This is a genomic window from Phycisphaeraceae bacterium (assembly GCA_015709595.1).
Taxonomy (GTDB): Bacteria; Planctomycetota; Phycisphaerae; order Phycisphaerales; family SM1A02; genus CAADGA01.
The window spans coordinates 1-16,896 of the sequence record CP054178.1 but is presented as its reverse complement, the minus strand read 5'-3'; the positions used below and the strand labels follow the sequence as shown (position 1 = coordinate 16,896).

Annotated in this window: 18 protein-coding genes, 2 tRNA genes and 1 pseudogene; 15 read left to right on the top strand and 6 right to left on the bottom strand. The window is 68.3% G+C overall.

Annotation, left to right across the window (positions count from 1 at the left end):
• Positions 1–2: 2 nt before the first annotated feature.
• Positions 3–2,732, bottom strand: a complete 2,730-nt coding sequence (locus HRU76_00105) for an FHA domain-containing protein (protein QOJ16095.1) — start codon at positions 2,730–2,732, stop codon at positions 3–5.
• Positions 2,733–3,072: 340 nt separating this feature from the next.
• On the opposite strand from HRU76_00105, the gene HRU76_00100 reads away from it, so the two are divergent.
• The 13 genes from HRU76_00100 to HRU76_00040 all read left to right on the top strand — a co-directional run bounded on the left by HRU76_00100 (position 3,073) and on the right by HRU76_00040 (position 11,843).
• Positions 3,073–3,375, top strand: a complete 303-nt coding sequence (locus HRU76_00100; protein ID QOJ16094.1) for a hypothetical protein — start codon at positions 3,073–3,075, stop codon at positions 3,373–3,375.
• A 111-nt stretch (positions 3,376–3,486) separates the two neighbouring features.
• Positions 3,487–4,188, top strand: a complete 702-nt coding sequence (locus HRU76_00095; GenBank protein QOJ16093.1) for a hypothetical protein — start codon at positions 3,487–3,489, stop codon at positions 4,186–4,188.
• Between the two features lie 86 nt (positions 4,189–4,274).
• Entirely contained in the window at positions 4,275–4,499 is a 225-nt protein-coding gene (locus HRU76_00090) for a hypothetical protein (GenBank protein QOJ16092.1), read from the top strand.
• Complete coding sequence (locus HRU76_00085; GenBank protein ID QOJ16091.1) at positions 4,496–5,017, top strand: hypothetical protein; 522 nt, start codon at positions 4,496–4,498, stop codon at positions 5,015–5,017. The genes HRU76_00090 and HRU76_00085 overlap by 4 nt, the downstream gene beginning before the upstream one ends.
• The gene (locus HRU76_00080; protein ID QOJ16090.1) at positions 4,921–6,804 is read left to right on the top strand and encodes a DNA primase; all 1,884 of its coding nucleotides are present in this window, start codon (positions 4,921–4,923) and stop codon (positions 6,802–6,804) included. Before HRU76_00085 ends, HRU76_00080 begins: the two co-directional genes overlap by 97 nt.
• Before the next feature lie 213 nt (positions 6,805–7,017).
• A complete protein-coding gene (locus HRU76_00075) occupies positions 7,018–7,260 on the top strand; it encodes a hypothetical protein (GenBank protein ID QOJ16089.1) in 243 nt (80 codons plus the stop codon).
• Positions 7,257–7,508, top strand: coding sequence for a helix-turn-helix domain-containing protein (locus tag HRU76_00070; GenBank protein QOJ16088.1), 252 nt, complete (start codon positions 7,257–7,259; stop codon positions 7,506–7,508). Before HRU76_00075 ends, HRU76_00070 begins: the two co-directional genes overlap by 4 nt.
• Before the next feature lie 33 nt (positions 7,509–7,541).
• The gene (locus HRU76_00065; protein QOJ16087.1) at positions 7,542–7,913 is read left to right on the top strand and encodes a hypothetical protein; all 372 of its coding nucleotides are present in this window, start codon (positions 7,542–7,544) and stop codon (positions 7,911–7,913) included.
• A gap of 84 nt (positions 7,914–7,997) precedes the next feature.
• Complete coding sequence (locus HRU76_00060; protein QOJ16086.1) at positions 7,998–8,351, top strand: hypothetical protein; 354 nt, start codon at positions 7,998–8,000, stop codon at positions 8,349–8,351.
• 88 nt (positions 8,352–8,439) lie between these two features.
• The gene (locus HRU76_00055) at positions 8,440–8,937 is read left to right on the top strand and encodes a hypothetical protein (protein ID QOJ16085.1); all 498 of its coding nucleotides are present in this window, start codon (positions 8,440–8,442) and stop codon (positions 8,935–8,937) included.
• 26 nt (positions 8,938–8,963) lie between these two features.
• On the top strand, positions 8,964–10,043 hold the full coding sequence (locus tag HRU76_00050; GenBank protein ID QOJ16084.1) for a hypothetical protein: 1,080 nt from the start codon (positions 8,964–8,966) through the stop codon (positions 10,041–10,043).
• On the top strand, positions 10,040–10,318 hold the full coding sequence (locus tag HRU76_00045; GenBank protein QOJ16083.1) for a hypothetical protein: 279 nt from the start codon (positions 10,040–10,042) through the stop codon (positions 10,316–10,318). The genes HRU76_00050 and HRU76_00045 overlap by 4 nt, the downstream gene beginning before the upstream one ends.
• Before the next feature lie 319 nt (positions 10,319–10,637).
• Positions 10,638–11,843: a hypothetical protein gene (locus HRU76_00040; GenBank protein QOJ16082.1), complete on the top strand. Its 1,206-nt coding sequence runs from the start codon at positions 10,638–10,640 to the stop codon at positions 11,841–11,843.
• 122 nt (positions 11,844–11,965) lie between these two features.
• Here the strand turns inward: HRU76_00040 and HRU76_00035 are convergent.
• Positions 11,966–12,039, bottom strand: a tRNA-Arg gene (locus tag HRU76_00035).
• A 253-nt stretch (positions 12,040–12,292) separates the two neighbouring features.
• Here HRU76_00035 and HRU76_00030 point away from each other — a divergent pair.
• Positions 12,293–13,072, top strand: a complete 780-nt coding sequence (locus tag HRU76_00030; GenBank protein QOJ16081.1) for an enoyl-ACP reductase — start codon at positions 12,293–12,295, stop codon at positions 13,070–13,072.
• Positions 13,073–13,132: 60 nt separating this feature from the next.
• Here the strand turns inward: HRU76_00030 and HRU76_00025 are convergent, their stop codons facing one another.
• From HRU76_00025 to HRU76_00010, 4 genes are all read right to left on the bottom strand, one after another.
• Entirely contained in the window at positions 13,133–14,332 is a 1,200-nt protein-coding gene (locus HRU76_00025) for a molybdopterin molybdotransferase MoeA (protein ID QOJ16080.1), read from the bottom strand.
• 29 nt (positions 14,333–14,361) lie between these two features.
• On the bottom strand, positions 14,362–15,177 hold the full coding sequence (locus HRU76_00020; protein ID QOJ16079.1) for a tryptophan synthase subunit alpha: 816 nt from the start codon (positions 15,175–15,177) through the stop codon (positions 14,362–14,364).
• Positions 15,178–15,246: 69 nt separating this feature from the next.
• Positions 15,247–15,531, bottom strand: coding sequence for a nucleotide pyrophosphohydrolase (locus HRU76_00015; protein ID QOJ16078.1), 285 nt, complete (start codon positions 15,529–15,531; stop codon positions 15,247–15,249).
• 41 nt (positions 15,532–15,572) lie between these two features.
• Positions 15,573–15,646 (bottom strand) — tRNA-Arg (locus tag HRU76_00010).
• Between the two features lie 148 nt (positions 15,647–15,794).
• On the opposite strand from HRU76_00010, the pseudogene HRU76_00005 reads away from it, so the two are divergent.
• A pseudogene (locus HRU76_00005) lies at positions 15,795–16,895 on the top strand (MFS transporter).
• Position 16,896 lies beyond the last annotated feature (1 nt).

Genomic DNA, 16,896 nt, shown 5'->3' with positions numbered 1-16,896 from the left:
CGTCATCCGCGCGGGACGTTGAGCTCCACCACCGTGGCGCCCGTGGCTCTGGCGCGGGCGAGTTCCTCCGGCGTCATCTCCACGACCACCGTCTCAATGTCGTCGGTCGATTCCAGATTCAGCAGCTGCTTGACCAGCATCGCCTGGTTCTCCTGCAGTTCGCGGCGCGACTGGGCCAGCGCCTGGCGCGTGGATTCCAGCTCCGTGAGGGCGGCCTTGGCGCGCTGCTGCAGGTCCGCACGGGCGGCTTCCAGCTCCTTGATGCGCTGCTTCAGCTCATCCCGCCCCTGCAGCACCGCGGTGGACTGACGCTCCGCCTGTCGGCGACGATCCTCCGCCATCTGCAGATCCAGCTCCAGTCGCTCGACGCGGAGACGCAGCGCCGCGACTTCCTCGTTTGACTCGCCCTCCGAGGCGGGCGAGGCCGACGTCTGCAGGTCCAGCAGCGCGGATTCCGCGGCTTCCAACTGCGAGCGCAGATCGGCGGCCTCCGATTCCAGCGCCGCGGCGTGCTGTCGAAGCGCGGCGGCCTGGTTTTCAACGGACTGACGCTCCGCCCTTGCGGCGGCCAGATCGGTCCGGCCGCGATCGCGCTCGTCCAGCGCCTCGCGAAGCGCGGCCTCCAGCGCGGCGAACCGCGCCGACACCTCGTGAGCCCGGGCGGCGGCGGCGTCCCGATCGCGCCGCAGCTGTGCGACTTCTTCGTCCATGGCCCGCAGCCGCTCGCGGGCCTCGTCACGATCACGAAGCGCCTCCAGCAAGGACGCCTGCGCGCGATCGCACTCGACGCGCAGCGCCGCGCCGTCCAGCGAACTGAGCCGCGCGATCTCCGCCTCGAGCGAGGCGATCCGGTCCGCCGCCGCGATGGCGCCAGCGCGCAGGGCTCCGATTTCCGCCTGCAGCGCCTCGCGCTGTCGCTCGCCCTCGGCCAGAAGGGATTCCGCCGCCGCCAGATCACGACGCGCCGCGTCGGCGTCCGACCGCGCTGTCTCACTCTCCGCCATCGCCGAGGTCACCGTTTCACGCAGCGTGGACAGCGCGGCGGCGTCCTGCTCGTGCTGTTCGAGCAGCCGCGCGTGCGACGCTCGAATCTCGTGCAGCGCCCGCTCCGTCTCCTCAACCGCCGACTGGCGATCGCGCGTGAGACGCTCGAACGAATCGGCGTGGATGCGCGCCTGTTCCTCCAGGCGCGAGGCCGCCTCGTCCGCCCGCGACTCGGCGGTTCGAGCGCGATGTTCGTACTCGTTGAGCGATCGACGCGCCAGTTGCAGCACGTTTTCGACGCCCGCCAGTCGCTCCCCCAGGTCGCTCGCCTGCGATTCAAGCTGGGCGCGGGCCGCCAGCGCCTCTTCCAGTTCCGCCCGCAGCAGGGCCGCCTGCCGCTCCGCCGCGTCGGCTCGCTCCGTCGCCGCCTCTGCGCCGGCGCGAAGCGATTCGACCTCTTCGCGCAGCAGCGCCATCTCCGGGTTCGATTCCGACGGAGCTTCCGCCGCGACGCGAAGCGACGACAATTCGGCTTCCTGTTGTTCGAGCCGCGCCTGACGCTCGCCGGCCAGTCGGGTCATCTCCTCGGACTGTCGCCGGAGTGATGCAAGCGTGCCTTCGAGTTCTTCGAGACGCTCGCGGACCAGTCGGGTCGAGGCCGCCTCGCCCTCGGCGGCCGTCGCACGCTGGCGCTGCGCCTCCAGTTCCTGCTGCGACGCCAGCCAGGCCGACTCGGCGTCCGCCAGCTGCCGGCGCAGCGGCTCGATCTGAGCGGCGGCTTCGCTTCCTCGCCGGGCTTCGACCGTGAGCGATTCCACGCGCTGGCGCGAAGCGGCCAGTTCCGTTTCCACGCCGGCCAGACGGGCGGCGGTCTCGGCCGCGGCCTGAGCGGCCTGACGCAGGGAGTCCCGTTCTGCGCTGGTCGCATCGAGCAGATCGGTGCGTTCCTTCAGCAGGCGCTCGACTTCCTCGACGCGCTGATTCAGCTCCCGTTGCCGTCGTTCGTGTTCGGCCGCCTCACCGAGGCCGCGACGCACCTCGTCCAGTTCCTGACGTGCTGCGGCGAGCTGGCGATCACGCTCCGTGGCGGCGGAGCGCGCCTCATCCAGCGCCTGCTGTGCGGCGGCGGCTGTCCGGCGATGGTGCTCGAGGTCCGATCGGACCAGCAGCAGCTCCTCTCGCGCACGCTCCATCTCCGCCAGCGCCCGATCGCGTTCCGCCTTGAGCGAGTTCACGTCCTCGGTGAGCGCGCGGGCCCGTGCTTCCAGCCCCTTCACCTCCGCCGCGATCGCGCGGTCGCGCTCGGCGTCGCGCCTGGCGCGCTCGAGTTCGGTTCGCAGCGTCTCCACCTCGCGCTGCTGCGCGGTCAGATGTTCGCCCGTGGCGTCCGGCGCGCCGGAGCTGGCGCGGATGTCATCATCATCGTCCTGCAGCGGTGGGGCGGTGGAGCTTGACGCACTGCCGACACGGAAGAACATCTGGTACGGACCGATACGCACCACGTCGCCGTCCTTCAGGTCGGCGGACTCGGTCCGCACGTGATTGACCTTCAGCCCGTGCGACGAGCCAAGATCACGCACGCGGTAGCCGTCGCCGTGCGGTTCGATGACCGCGTGATGACGGCTGACGCTGTAGTGCGACAGCGCCAGGCGGCTGCTGGACGATCGTCCGATCGTACAGGGTTCCTGCGTCAGCGCGATGAGACGCGCGCCCTTGCGTCCTTCCTTGTGAATCTCGAGGTGCGGCATGGCGGCTTTCTGAGCCGACCCATCGCCCCCCGAGGGTCAGCCCATCACCCATTGCAGCAGACGAGCCCGGTTTGAGCAAGCCCCCACCTGCCGGATTCTCCAGGCGAATCCGCGTTCAGGGGCGGGGCTGGGAGAGCGACCTCAACGCACGCGGCAGGACTCGAACCTGCAACCCTCGGCTTCGAAGGCCGACCCGGACCCCCTGCGGCGACCCCAAACCCCGCGTGGCTGCATCCAAACGCACTTCCGACAACCTGAGTGTATCGCCGATGAAGGCACGCGGACCCCGCCCTTGTTGGAATCCTTGTTGGAACGGGCGGACTGGCGGTACGCTGGCGGGATGAATCCCGACTCCCTTCGTGCCGACACGCTGCCCGACGTGCTGACGGCGGTTGAGGCCGCCACGTACCTTCGACTCATCGAAGATGCCGACGGCCATCCACGCGACATGGCGGACGCGGTGAAGTCACTGGATCACCTGTGCGAGGCCCACGGTCTGCCGTCGGTTCGCATCGGCAAGGCCCGTCGATTCGTCACGGCTCAGGTGCAAACGTGGCTCGAAACGCTGCGTGGTGGACAACCTGTTGCCGCAACAATCGCGGCGGCTGGTGCGTTATGCTCTGCGAGTGGCCGTCCCTGTTGACTCCAGAGGGCGGCCCGTTGAACTGGCGTCGGCTCGCTACCGACGCTTGGCGGTGCCGCGGCGCGGGACGATGGTCCTCTCCCGCGCTGCGGCTCGCCGGAGGACCGACCGATGGACAACTCGACCCCGCCCGCGCCGATGAAGGCGAAGCCCAAGCGGAAGCCCCGCCGCACTCGACGCGCGCCGACCGAATCGCAACTCCGCGAACTACTCGACCGGCTCGACGATGCCGCCAACGAGGTGCGCGGCTGGTGCGTATCCATCCCGCTGACGACGGGCGACGATGACCCCGCGTCGATACTGGCGCACGCGATCCACGCCGAGGCCGCCGACAAAGCGCGGCGGGCTGTCGGCGCACTGGCGACGACGTGGGCCGCGCTACAGCCCGTCACGGGCTGGTCTAGAACGCTCGCCAAGGCGATGGACGCGGCGAGGCCATTCCTGTCAGACCTGTTCACCCGTGCGGCTCAGGCGGCATTCAGGCCGCCCACGCGGGCCGCACGCGGCGGGCTGACGTCGTTGGACGATGAAAGCGCGCTGCGGACCATCGCCCGGATGATTGGGCGCGTGGTGGACGCCAAGGCGGTGACGTTCGAGGAAGCGGCGGCACTGGTGCAGCAAAGAACGAGCAAAAACGTGAGCGGGCGCAAGAACGTGAGCGCGCGCACAATCCGCCGATGGGTAGAAGCGGGACTGCTCGCGTGCATCGACCCGCCCGATGGGCGCGTGCGAGGGCGCAAGGTGGTGGCATCGGACGTGGAGCGGCACGCCCACGATATTGCCCGAGGCCGGTACCGCCGGGCCGACAAGTGACTTTTGCACCAAGTAAGTGACTTCCCCCCGGAAAGTCGGGGCGGCGGTGTAGTCTGCGCGCGCGTCGGGCGTCATTGTGTTGGGCAATGACACACACGCTCAACATCGTGACGGTTTCACAACTCAGCAAGCGGCACGGGCTGACCCGGCGGCAGATTGAGCACGCCATCGAGCGAAGCGGAGTCACGCCGACCGCGTGGGTGGGGAACACCAAGACTTTTGACGCGACCGCCCGCGCGCGAATCGAGGCCGCGCTCCGGGCGACCGGCGCGCTGGCCGCCGAACCTGTAGCGGCGGAGGCGCGCGCGTGACCATCGCCTACGCACATCCCGCGCTGGAGGACTTGGAGCGCGTCCCCGCCGAACTGACGGCGCGGCGGCAATGGGTGTTGTGGCGCGCCGAACCGCCGCGCACGCCGGGCGAGAAGCCCGTGAAGATGCCCTATTCAATCCACGGCGGCCGCGCTTCATCGACCGACCCGGCGACGTGGGGCGACTTCGGCGCTGTCGTAGACGCTTACGAAGTCGGCGAGTCGTGGGCGGGCATCGGTTACGTGTTTGCGCCGAATGACCCCTACATCGGGATCGACTTGGACGACTGCCGCTGCCCCGAGACGGGCGAAGTGGTGGAGGAAGCGCGCGCCATCATCGCGCGGCTTGGCGGCTGTTACTGCGAAGTCTCCCCAAGCGGGGAGGGAGTGAAGTGTTGGGCACGCGGCACGAAGCCCCCCCGGTGGCCGTGCAGGCGGAAGGCGCGGACATTCGGCTGGATCGAAGTCTACGAAGTCGGGCGGTACTTCGCGGTCACGGGAAGGGCGGTGACATTTTGAACGCAACTCCGACCCCGACCATCGCCGAGGCCAACATCGCCGATGTTCTCGGCGAATACTTCGCCCCCGCAAATCCGACATTCAACGGACACGCGCCGAGCAACGCGGCGACCCCCGCCGATGCCGAGCGGCGCGCGATGGCTTACGTTGACAAACTGCCCCCTGCCGTGTCGGGTGAGGGCGGCCACGATGCGACCTATCGGGTGGCTTGTGAGTGTGTGCGATTCGGGCTGGACGAGGCGGCAACTCTGCGCGTGCTGACGCATTACAACGCGCGATGCGCGCCCCCGTGGTCGGATGCAGAACTGCGACACAAGGCGAAGTCGGCGCACGCTCACGCGGCGCACGAGCGCGGCGCGCGGCTGAATCAGGACCGACCGGGATTCAAGCGTAGCGGGCGACGAAAGGTGAACCCCACGACTGCCGCGCCTTCGGACCACGGCGCGAATCTTTCCGATCTTGGCAACGCGCGGCGGATGGTGGACCTGCACGGCGACGCCATGCGATTCTGCGCGCAGACCGGGCGGTGGTACATCTTCGACGGGACGCGGTGGGTGGAGGATTCGACCGAGGCCGTGGTGCGACTGGCGAAGGAAACCATTGCGGCCATGTACGCCGAGGCGGTGAACCTGCCCGACGGCGACCGGCACGACCTACTCGGGCACGCGCTGGAGAGTGAGAAGGCGTCGCGCATCGCGGCGATGGTGACGCTGGCGCGCAGTGAACCGGGCATCGCGGTGGGCGTCGATGCTTTCGACTCCGATCCGTGGCTGCTCAACTGCAAGAGCGGGACTATCGACCTACGAACTGGTGAACTCCATCCGCATGACCCCGCCGACCTGTTGACCAAACTCGCCCCGGTGACATTCGATCCGGACGCGACCGCGCCGACGTGGGAGCGGTTCATCGCGGAGACACTCCAAGGGCACGATGAACTGACGTGGTACGTTCAGCGCCTGCTGGGCATGGCGATGACCGGCGACACGTCAGAACACATCCTGCCGATCTTCCACGGCGTCGGCGCGAACGGAAAGAGCGTGCTGTGCGAGGCCGTGATGCACGTTCTCGGCGACTACGCGGGCGTGGCCGCCCCTGGCCTGCTGGTGGCGCGGCGCGGCGGTGATGCTCATCCTACGGAACTCGCGGACCTGCTGGGCAAGCGGATGGTGATTGCATCCGAGACGGAATCGAACCAGCATCTACGCATCGCCTTCGTGAAGAGCGCCACGGGTGACGCGACGCTCAAAGCGCGATTCATGCGGCAGGACTTCTTTGAGTTTCGGCGCACGCACAAACTCATCCTCGTCACCAACAACCGGCCCATCGTCGATGAATCGAGCAATGCCGTCTGGCGACGATTGCGGCTCATTCCGTTCTCCAATGTGGTGCCCGAGGATCGGCAGGACAAGGCGCTGCCGCGCAAACTCCAACGCGAGGCGAGCGGCATCGTGAACTGGCTTGTTCGCGGCTGCCTTGGCTGGCAGGCGCACGGACTCAACCCGCCCCCGTCGGACGTGCTGCTCGCCACGACGGCGTACCGCGAGGCCGAGGACGTGGCCGGGCGATTTGTGGCCGACTGCATCACCTTCCTGCCGGGCGCATGGGTGGCGTCGTCGCGCATCACGGCGGCGGCGGAGGCGTGGGCGAAGGAGAACGGCGCACGGCTTGACCTGCGCGACGTACACGAACGACTCCGCGCTCAGGGTGCAACCCCAGACCGTGAAAACAAGCGCCGCGGATGGTCCGGCGTGTCGCTGCCGAGTGTCACCACGGAGGGCGTCGAATGATCGAATCACGCGCGCAATTCGTGCGATTCGAGCGCGCCAGTGGTGACGGCTGGTGTCACCAGAAACCGCGTTTTCGACCCCGCCAAGGCGGATTCTGTGACGGTGTGACAGTAGGTGACGGCACTTCGCCTATGAACACGATTTTCCCGCGCGTGGGCGTCGAACGGCTAAAGGCGTCACTAGCCGTCACTGGTGTCACCGGGGAGCCCCCCCGTGGCTGACAGACTTCCCATCCGCCAGTCTGGCGCGGCCCACTTCGGCGGCCCCCGACCGAAGCCCGCGCCCCGCCGGTTCTCCATCATCGTGGAGGGCGGCGTCCGGTTCTCCATCATCGACCTTCGACGCGCGCTCAAGTCGCTGCGGCGGGACTTCGGGCTGGTTTGCGTGGACGCGCGGGAGGTGGCTGCACCCCCGCCCGCCGCTGGCCCCGCCGAGGGGGGAGGGGGTGGCCGATGACAACGCCGATTCTCACCAACGCTGAGGCCGCCCGCTGGCTTCGGCTGGACGATGACTACCCCGGCGACCCGGCGGCGGCGACCCGCGCTCTGCATCGCCTTGTCCGGGCCGGGCGGCTTCGCCCCCTTCGTGGCGTTGGCCCGAGTTACAGGTTCCACGTCGATGAACTGGAGCGGTTCGCCCGTGCCGAGACTGAGCGCGTGGACGCTGCATCGGATTCCCATGCCGAGGGTTCCCCCGCGTCGTGACCGCGCCAAGGCGGATTCTCAGGAGATTCCAACGTGACTTCCAACAATGACAACCCCGAGAACACGCCCGCAACGATCGGCGCTCAACCGTCGGGACGCGACGCGACCACGGGCCGATTCACGACCGGCAACTCCGCTGCAAGGGCGCGAATCAAGCGGTATTCGTGGCCGTGGGCGGTTCGTCAACTTCGGGCCGAGACTGCGCGGCAACTCTACCACGACCGGCACGCTATCGCGGCGGCGGTTCTCAAGGCGCTGAAGTCGGGCAACTCCGCGCCATTACATGCGGTTCTCGCAATGGGCGCGGACGTTGAGAACGCCGAGATTCTCGCCCGGCTCGATGACATGGAACGACGGCTGGACGAGGGCGGCGGACGTGCCGCTGGGCTGCGTCGCGTCGCGTGACCGGCCCCGCGGCCCCCGCGTGTCGGACGCGGCAGACGGAATCGTAGTGGCTTGCAACGCAAGCCCCCATCGGAGGATTCAACAATGCAACTGAGAGGCCGAATCAAGAGACTGGCGGATCGCGTGAACCGCATCGCCCCGGCGACGCCCCGGACCTTGCCGCCCGAGGCGCGCGCCCGCGTCAACCGGTTGCTGACGCTCTACACACTGAACGCCCGTCAGATCATCGCCGACGTGCCCGGCGCGTCGCGCGGTGAACTTGTGGAGCGCGTGCTTGTCTCCGTTCTCCACGCGCCTGATCCCGACAAACTCCGCTGGATGGCCGAGAAGATCATCGACACGGCGTCGGCGTGGACCGTGGCCGACGTGGTGAACGCCGAGCGGGAACTGAAGGCAACCGAGCGCCCCGGATTCGAGGTACACACGACAGCAAGCTAAGCAACCCCGCCCCGCCGTCGCGTCGCTCATTCGTCCCTTCGCCGCTGCTGAGGGCGCGCGGCGGGCGGGATTCTCGAAGGAAACGACCATGACCAGCAATGAGAACTCCATCGACGGAACCTACGAACGCCCCGGACTGCCGCCCATCGGCTCGCATCTTGTCACCACGACCGGCCCCAACGGCGAGCGGATCGTGCTGTACCGCCCGCCGACAACCGAGGCCGAGCGGCGCGCGCTCTACGGCCCCGGCAACGTTGAGGCGGCGAAGCGCGGCAAGGCGACGTGGAAGGCGTGCGGTTGCGGCTGTGACGTGCAGACCGGCGCGTGCCATTGCACCACGCCGAAGCCCGCCCCAAGCGGGCAGGCCGTCACGGCCCGCACGATGCCCCGTGCTGCATCGGACGTTGACGACTTGGCCGAACATCCCGCGCTTGCCGGGACCGCCCCTGTCCGATTCTCGGAAGCCCACGCGGCACGCGAGGCGGCCCACGCCCGCGCGGTGGAGCGGTTCCACGCTGAAGGCGCATACGGCGACATCGCGCGATTCGATGCGATTCTGAATGAGGAACTTTCCCGCCGCGCGTGACGCGGCTCAACCGAAGGGACGCCAGCATGAACATTGCTCAGCCCGACTACGTTCACCGACCCGGCACATTCGAGTTTCTCGACGACCCAAGGCAGGCGTACGAACTGCCGCGCTTGTGGTGGACCGACGCTTGCCCCGGCTTGTACCGCGATGACATCGACCCGGCCAAGAAACGCGAGCGGTGGACGCGCGCGCTCGCCCGACTCACGCCAACCCAACGGCGGCGAATCAGGGACGTGCAAACCGCCGACATGCCCCGTGACTTGCGCGACGCGGCGAACGTGGCGGCGTGGGCCGCCCACGTCGAAGCGCGCGCCCATGACGGCGGCGTTTCGTTCATCCGCTGGCGGATGAATCACGCCGTCGATATCGCGCGCACGCCGGACCCGGAACAGGTGGAGGCCCGGAATCGTTACTGGGCGACATGGGCGGAATGGTGGAAGCGCGGCGGCGACGATGCCGTATGGGCCGATTCCGCGTGGGTGGAGGCGACGGGGTGGAGCGCGGCCCAACTGAGTGACGACGCCAACACCATCCAGCACTTGCACGCGCTCAGGGACGCGACGCCACCGGTGGAGCGGGCATTCATCGAGGCGTATCTCCGCGCCGATTGGGCAGGCCAATCGCTGCCCGAGGGCAACCGGCATCGGACCCGGCTCGAAAACTCGATGAAGGTGGCGCGCGCGGCGTACACGACTCAGTTTCAACGCTGGCTCGAATGCTGGACCCTTGCCCGGCGACGCGGATATCCGGCGCTACTTGGGCTGCCCGAGGGCGGAGGCGTGATGAATCACCACGAGGCCGACGTGCGGCGCGCGATGATTCAAGCGGGCGAACTCCCCCCCGAGGCCGACCCGGACTACGTGCCGCCCCCGCCCGGACGCGCGGCTGTCACGACCACGACCACGACCACGGCGACACCCGAGGCCGCCCCCAAGGCGACCCCCGCCGAGTCGGCATCCACGCCCGCCACGATGCCGCCCAAGGCGTCGGACCCGGCGACGCCCGACGATGCGAACGCGACGCCCAAGCGTGCCACGCGGCCACGTCGTCAACGTCGGACCCGCAAGGCCGTGGCGGTGGACACGGGAGCGGGTGAAGCATGACGCGGCGGCGCTCTCCATCATCGGACCCGTGCGAGGTTGTCACGCTTGCCCGTGGTGACTGGGTGAAACTCGCCCTTGCCGCTGTCGGCATCGTCGCGTCCATCGTCGGCGCTGGATTCGTCGCGTGGCGGGACCACGATCGCGCGCTCATCGAGGTGCGCACTGAGGTGCGCACGATGACCGAATCGGTGACGACGGCGGTTGACCGGCTGCGCGAGGTGGAGATTGAACTCGCCGAAGGGCGCGGCCGCCGGGCTGGGAGTGGTGGACCGTGACGACGCCCACGCCGATGACCACGACGCCCGCCAGCAAGCCCGCCGCATCATCGAGGCCCCGCACGTCGGCGACACGCCCAACGCGGCACGCGGCATCGTCGGCGGCGTGGTACGTGCGGCGGATGCCGCCCAGCATTCTCGACCGAAGCCCGTTGACACAAGCGGCCCGGCGTGGGATGATGCTCCCAAGTCGGTCCCTGCCAAACCCCCGACTCACAACTCAACCGAACCGCGAGCAACGGGCCGCCCGCGTTGGCGTCTACCTTGGCAGGGACCGCGCCGACAACGGCGGCCCGCTGCGCGCGGTGGAGTCCCTGCCATGACGACAACTCCGAAGGTGTATCTGATTCAGACCCCGAAGCGGCTCAAGGATGGTCGCGTGGTCGCGTACTACATCGTGCGTTGGCCCGACTCAAACGGGAAGTACCGGGAGGAATCCATCGGGCGGACCAAGGCGACGGGCGGGACCGTGACGGCGCGCGATGCCGAGGCCGCACGTCGGGCGAAGGAACTGGCGTTGGGCACGGGCGAAGCCCCACGGGACCGGCTCGAAACCACGACGTTGGAAGCGTTCACCCCGTTCTACATCGACCGTCGGAAGCACTCTGAGCAAGGGACCGGATACCGCAAGGGCGCGCACGGGCTGAAGCGCCCGACGCTGGCGAAGCACTCGATGACGCTCCGGTACATGGCGCAACACTTCGGCCCAACGCGGCGGCTCGATGCCATCGACGCGGACGACGCCGAGCGGTTCATCGCGGCACTGGAAGCGGGCACGCTGGCGGCGGCACGCGAAGCGCGGCAGACCTACACGCTCACGACGGAAACCGTGCGCGGGCATATTCGCAACTGCAAAGCCATCTTCGCGTGGGCGAAGTCGCGGCGCATCATCCACGTCAACCCATTCGATGACTTCAACGGCGCGCCCGGACACTCCCGCCCGAATCACTACCTGCCGCTGGCCGACTTCGAGCGGCTTCTGTCGGCGGTGGATTCGCCCGGCTGGCGTGTGTTCTACGCCCTGCAACGGCTCGCCGGGTTGCGGCGCGGTGAGGCCGTATCGCTGCCTTGGGATGGCGAGGCCGCCGACTCTGACGGCGTGGTGCATCGCGTGGGCATCGACTTCGGGCGGCGGCGGGTGTGCATCGTCGGCAACGCCAAGACCGTGCATCGCTACCGCGAGGTTCCAATCTGCCCGCGCCTGCTCACGCTGCTGAATGAGGCACGCGAGGCGGCTGGCGGTGACGACGCGAGCGGGACCGTGTGCGGGCTGCCCGCGTTCAATCTGACGCGACGGGCACAAGCCCATATCGAGCGGGCCGGGCTGACGGCGTGGGCGAAGGTGTACCAGTCGATACGCTCATCGTGCGAGAACGATTGGAAGATGGCTGGATTCGCTGAGGCGACGTACGCGGCGTGGATCGGGCATTCGCCGACCGTCAGTCGGAAGCACTACGTCGCGCCGACGCCCGGCGAGTTTGACGCGGTGACGGCCCCCGAGACACGGGCACGGCTGGTAGCATGACCCCGGACGATGGTTCATCGCCCGTTCCCCCGACGCGGCCCGCCCCAACAGGCGGGCCGTTTCGTTTGTTGGAATCTTGTTGGAACGGGGTAGGCGGACCCCCCGAAAACCCCGTTTTTGAACGCACGCGGCAGGACTCGAACCTGCAACCCTCGGCTTCGAAGGCCGATGCTCTATCCAATTGAGCTACGCGTGCTCGATCTCCATTCGATCCAAGGGGGACAACCCTGTCGTCCGCGGACGGAGGGGGGTGACTCCCCGAAGGAACGGCAGGAAAAGATCGTAGTCGAAGGCGGCTCGATCGGCCACGGCCGCATCGACCCGTCAGGCCGTCAAGCGATGCTCAGACACGGGGCACACGGCGGGCGATGCTGGTCCCCGGCGGCGCCCGTCGCTACGCTTGCGGTCCACTCCGCCTGCTGCGGCGGGGCTGAGACAGGAGCACGCAAATGGGCCTGATGGACGGCAAGCGGGGATTGATCGTGGGCATCGCCAACGAGCGGTCGTACGCCTGGTACATCGCCCAATCGCTGCTCAAGCATGGGGCGACCTGCCTGTTCACGCACCTGCCGGGCGAGAAGATGGAGCGTCGCTGCCGCGGGGCCATCGAGTCGCTGGGCGTGACCGATCCGTGGCTGATGCCGCTGGATGCGTCGTCCGATGAACAACTCGATCAGGTCTTCGCGCGACTCGGCTCGGACTTCGGGTCGATTGACTTCCTCGTCCATTCGATCGCCTTCGCCGACAAGGACTGGCTCAAGCCGGGCAGTTTCACGGCCACGCCGAGACAGGTCTTCACCCAGGCGCTGGACATCAGCGCGTACACCTACGTCGCCATGGCGCACCGGGCGGCGGCGATCATGCCCAATGGCGGGTCCATGATCGCCATGAGCTACTACGGGGCGGAGAAGGCCGTGCCCGGCTACAACGTCATGGGCGTGGCCAAGGCCGCACTGGAGGCGGCGGCCCGCTACCTCGCCATGGAACTGGGTGAGAAGAAGATCCGCGTCAACACCATTTCAGGCGGGCCCCTGCGCACCATGTCGGCCATGGCGGTGGGGGGGTTCGGCGAGATTCTCGACTGGATGCAGAAAAAGGCCCCGCTGCGGCGCAACATCGAGGGCAGCGAGGTCGGCGACACCGCGCTCTACCTGCTGAGTGATCTCGGGTCGGGCGTCACCGGGCAGAATATCTACGTCGATGCGGGATACTCGGCGATCGGGCTCTGATGTTCCGCTCGGGATGCGGCGAATCGCATCCGAGACGGCGGCGACGGCCTCGCCGAAGGTTCATGACGCCCACGCCACGAACCGCACCGCGGCGCCCGTGGGGACATCGTCCACCTGCACCGGCAGTTCGGCCAGCCCGTCGGTCTGCCCCGTGTGAACCAGGTCGCCTGAACCAGCCCACCGCGGCACCGCGATCGTGCCGTCGCGGTTGAGCCGCGCCGGACGGAAGGCCTGTCGCTGCGCATTGGGCGTGACCGGCTGAGCCAGGGTTCGCGCTTCCCATCGAAGCCAGGGATCCAGCCCCAGCATGGAACGCACGATGGGCCAGACGAACAGGTGAGCACATGCCAGCGCCGACACAGGATTGCCCGGCAATCCCGCGACGATGACGCCGTTCGGCGCCCGTCCGACAGTGATCGGCCGTCCCGGTTGAATCGCCGCGCCCGAGACAGCCATCGTGACGCCCCCCCGTCGGTACGCGGAGGGGAAGTGATCCCGCTCGCCCGCGCTCACGCCTCCCACGCTGAGCAGGAGATCGCACCGGGCCAGCGCGTGTTCAAACGCGGCGGCGGTGAGGGCATCGTCGTCGGGCACGTGCTCAACGTGCGTCACCATCGCGCCGAAGCGACGCGCGGCATCCGCCAGCATGGGGGCGTTGGAGTTGCGGATCTGGTGATCCAGCACCGTGGCATCCGCCGGGCGGACCTCGTCGCCGCTGGTCAGAATCGCCACGCGCGGGCGGCGGCGCACGCTCAACAGCGTCGCGCCCATCGCCGCCGCGATGCCGAGGTGTTCAGGGCGCAGCACGGTCGAGCCGGGGACCACCACGTCGCCTCGCCTGGCATCCGCGCCGCGCGGGTGAATGGCGTGACCCTTGTTGATGGAGCCGACGGTGAAACGTACGGGGTCAGCGCGATCAGACCATTCGTGTCGGATGACCGCGTCCAGTCCGGGCGGCACGGGCGCCCCGGTGGCGATCTTCACGCACGCGCCAGGCGGGATCGACGCATCCGCCGCTGTTCCGGCGGCTATCGCCCCCGCCACCGGCATCGGCACGCCGGGTTTCAGCTCCGCCGCACGCAGGGCGTAGCCGTCCATCATGGCGCGGTCGAAGGGCGGCGTATCGCGGTCGGCAAGGATCGGCTCGGCGAGCACGCGGTCCGCGGCCTGATTCAGCGGAACCGTTTCAACGCCGAGCGAGGACTCCACGAGCGACAGCGCGGCGCTGAGTGCTTCGGGATAGGTCGGCAATGACGGCATGAGAACACGCAGGGTCGGGGAAAACGGAATCAGGCGACGACGGCGCGGGCCGTCAGTCCGCGCGACAGATCACGGACGAAGGTCGCCGCCGCCCCCATGGGATCCTTGGCTTCGCCCATGCGCCGAACCAGCGCAGAGCCCACGATGGCGGCGTCGGCGTGCCGCGTGACGGCGGCCACGTGGGCCGCCGTCGAGATGCCGAACCCCACCGCGACAGGGAGATCCGTGTGACGGCGGATTTGCCGCACCCGCTCGGCGATCTCCGGCGCCTCGCGCTGCTCGCCCGTCAGCCCCGTCCGGGCCAGCACGTAGATGAAGCCCGAGCAGAGCGAGGCGATCTCGGCGATGCGTTGCTCGGTGGAAGTGGGGGCGATGAGGAACGAGCAGCTCAGTCCGTTCCGCGCGGAGGCGTCGGCCAGCGACCCGGCCGGTCCATCACGCCCGCCGATCGTGTCGGCGTCGGGGATGATCAGTCCGTCAAACCCGCTGGTCGCGGCCTGCTCAATGAATGCACGCTCGCCCATGCGGTGGATGATCGAGGCGCTCACCATCGCCACCAGTCCCATTGAAAGAGACGGCCGCACGGATTTCACCACGTCGAAGATCGCGGCGGGGGTGACGCCCGAGAGCAGGGCCTCGTGCATCGATGCGGCGATCACCGGGCCGTCCGCGATGGGATCGGAGAAGGGGAAGCCGATCTCGACGATCGACGCGCCCGCCTTCTCCAGCGCGGGAAGCACCTGCCGCGTGACCTCAAGCGATGGATAGCCGCCCGTGACGAAGGGCATGAGCGCGGTGCGTCCCGAGGCGCGAAGTGCGGCGAAGCAGCGATCAATTCTCGACATCAGAATGAATCCACCGCGTGAGCCCGCGTGGAGCTCGAGGAAAGCGTGGCCGGATGATACGGGATCGCGCTACTTCGTGCCTTTCGGACCGCCGTTCGTCAGGTACTTGCGACGGATCGCCTCGGTCAGGTCCACGCCGGTGATGTTGGCGAGCGTCGCCAGCCAGGCCAGCACGTCGGCGAACTCCTCGGCGAGATTGTCCGGGTCGCCGTCGCCCCGCTGGTGCTTGCCGATGGCCTCGGCCAGTTCGCCGAACTCCTCGGCGAACCAGACGAACGTCGCCGCCGGGCCGCGCTGTGAATCGGTGGCGTGGTAGCGGTCACGGATGAACTGCTGAAAGTCGGCGAGCGTCACGTGAACTCCGTGGTTGCCCTCGAGCCACACCCCAACGCCAACGTCCGCGGCAGGACTCGAACCTGCAACCTCTGCCTTCGGAGGGCAGCGCTCTATCCAATTGAGCTACGCGGACTTCAATCTCCCGACCGTCCCGGAACCGCTCGGGTCGATCGGTCTGATGGTACGGGCCACCATCCCCACGGACAACGCGGCGGCAAACGCGCCGTGGCGCAGCGCCACAGCGCCGGAACACGGCGCGGGTGCGCCTACCATCGCTCCCGATGTCCGCTTCCGTCACCTCCTCGCCCCGCCGTCCCACCCCGGTGGCCGCCGTCCTGTCGCTCACGGTGCTGGCGTCGTTCAGCACCGGCGTGTTCTGGAACGGCATGCCATTCATCGCCGAGAAGGACTACCAGTTCACCGAGTTCGACAACTTCCTGCTGTTCCTGGTGGTGGGGCTGATCTACGTGGCCGCGGCGCTGGGGGCGGGCACGATGCTGCGCGCGTTGGAAGGGCGGGTCAGACCGCGATCCGTGCTGGGAGGAATCATCGTACTGCAGGGGGCGGCGTGCTCGGTGGCGATCGTGGACGCCTCGTGGATCGTGTGGGTCGTCACCATGGCCATCAGCGCGCTTTCCGCGTTCTTCTGGCCGGTGGTCGAAGGATATCTCGCCGCGGGCAAGGCGGGGGCGCGTCTGCGTTTCGCCATCGGGCTGTGGAACGTGGCATGGACGAGCGCGGTGGCCATCTCGCTGATCCTCATGGCTCCATTCATGCGCCAAGGGGGCGACGCCCGCTGGGCCATCGTGGTGCTGGGCGGCGTCAACCTGCTCGGGCTGCTCACGCTGTTCTGGTTCAACGCCAGGCCCATGGCGCATGGCGATGAATCCGCCGGAGCGGAGATCGGGCCGGAGTACGCCGACCTGCTGCATTCGGCCCGCATCCTGCTCCCTGTCAGTTACATTCTGGTGGCGATGATCTCGCCGCTCATGCCGTATCGCATGAGCGCCATCGGCGTGGACCCGACCTGGCGGACGGCGTTCACCGCCACGTGGATGCTGGCGCGGGTGGCTGCGATCGTGGCGATGTGGCAACTGCCCTTCTGGCATGGTCGGTGGGGCACGCTCCTGTTCGCGGGGGCGTCGATGACGCTGGGGTTTCTGGGACTGATCCTCGCCCCCAACGCCCCTGTCATGTTCGTCGGGCTGGCCCTCTTCGGACTCGGACAGGGCGTGACCTACTACGCCGCGCTGTACTACGTGATGAGCGTGGGGCACCAGTCGGTGGACGCGGGCGGCACCCACGAAGGACTGATCGGCGTGGGCTATGCCGCCGGACCGCTGCTGGGATTGGTTTCGATCCTCGCCGTCGAGTGGTTCGCGT

What these genes read in the sequence shown, in the direction of transcription:
- HRU76_00105 (QOJ16095.1), bottom strand. Translation starts at nt 2,732, where the DNA reads ATGCCGCACCTCGAGATTCACAAGGAAGGACGCAAGGGCGCGCGTCTC.
- HRU76_00100 (QOJ16094.1), top strand. Translation starts at nt 3,073, where the DNA reads ATGAATCCCGACTCCCTTCGTGCCGACACGCTGCCCGACGTGCTGACG.
- HRU76_00095 (QOJ16093.1), top strand. Translation starts at nt 3,487, where the DNA reads ATGGACAACTCGACCCCGCCCGCGCCGATGAAGGCGAAGCCCAAGCGG.
- HRU76_00090 (QOJ16092.1), top strand. Translation starts at nt 4,275, where the DNA reads ATGACACACACGCTCAACATCGTGACGGTTTCACAACTCAGCAAGCGG.
- HRU76_00070 (QOJ16088.1), top strand. Translation starts at nt 7,257, where the DNA reads ATGACAACGCCGATTCTCACCAACGCTGAGGCCGCCCGCTGGCTTCGG.
- HRU76_00060 (QOJ16086.1), top strand. Translation starts at nt 7,998, where the DNA reads ATGCAACTGAGAGGCCGAATCAAGAGACTGGCGGATCGCGTGAACCGC.
- HRU76_00055 (QOJ16085.1), top strand. Translation starts at nt 8,440, where the DNA reads ATGACCAGCAATGAGAACTCCATCGACGGAACCTACGAACGCCCCGGA.
- HRU76_00050 (QOJ16084.1), top strand. Translation starts at nt 8,964, where the DNA reads ATGAACATTGCTCAGCCCGACTACGTTCACCGACCCGGCACATTCGAG.
- HRU76_00045 (QOJ16083.1), top strand. Translation starts at nt 10,040, where the DNA reads ATGACGCGGCGGCGCTCTCCATCATCGGACCCGTGCGAGGTTGTCACG.
- HRU76_00040 (QOJ16082.1), top strand. Translation starts at nt 10,638, where the DNA reads ATGACGACAACTCCGAAGGTGTATCTGATTCAGACCCCGAAGCGGCTC.
- HRU76_00030 (QOJ16081.1), top strand. Translation starts at nt 12,293, where the DNA reads ATGGGCCTGATGGACGGCAAGCGGGGATTGATCGTGGGCATCGCCAAC.
- HRU76_00025 (QOJ16080.1), bottom strand. Translation starts at nt 14,332, where the DNA reads ATGCCGTCATTGCCGACCTATCCCGAAGCACTCAGCGCCGCGCTGTCG.
- HRU76_00020 (QOJ16079.1), bottom strand. Translation starts at nt 15,177, where the DNA reads ATGTCGAGAATTGATCGCTGCTTCGCCGCACTTCGCGCCTCGGGACGC.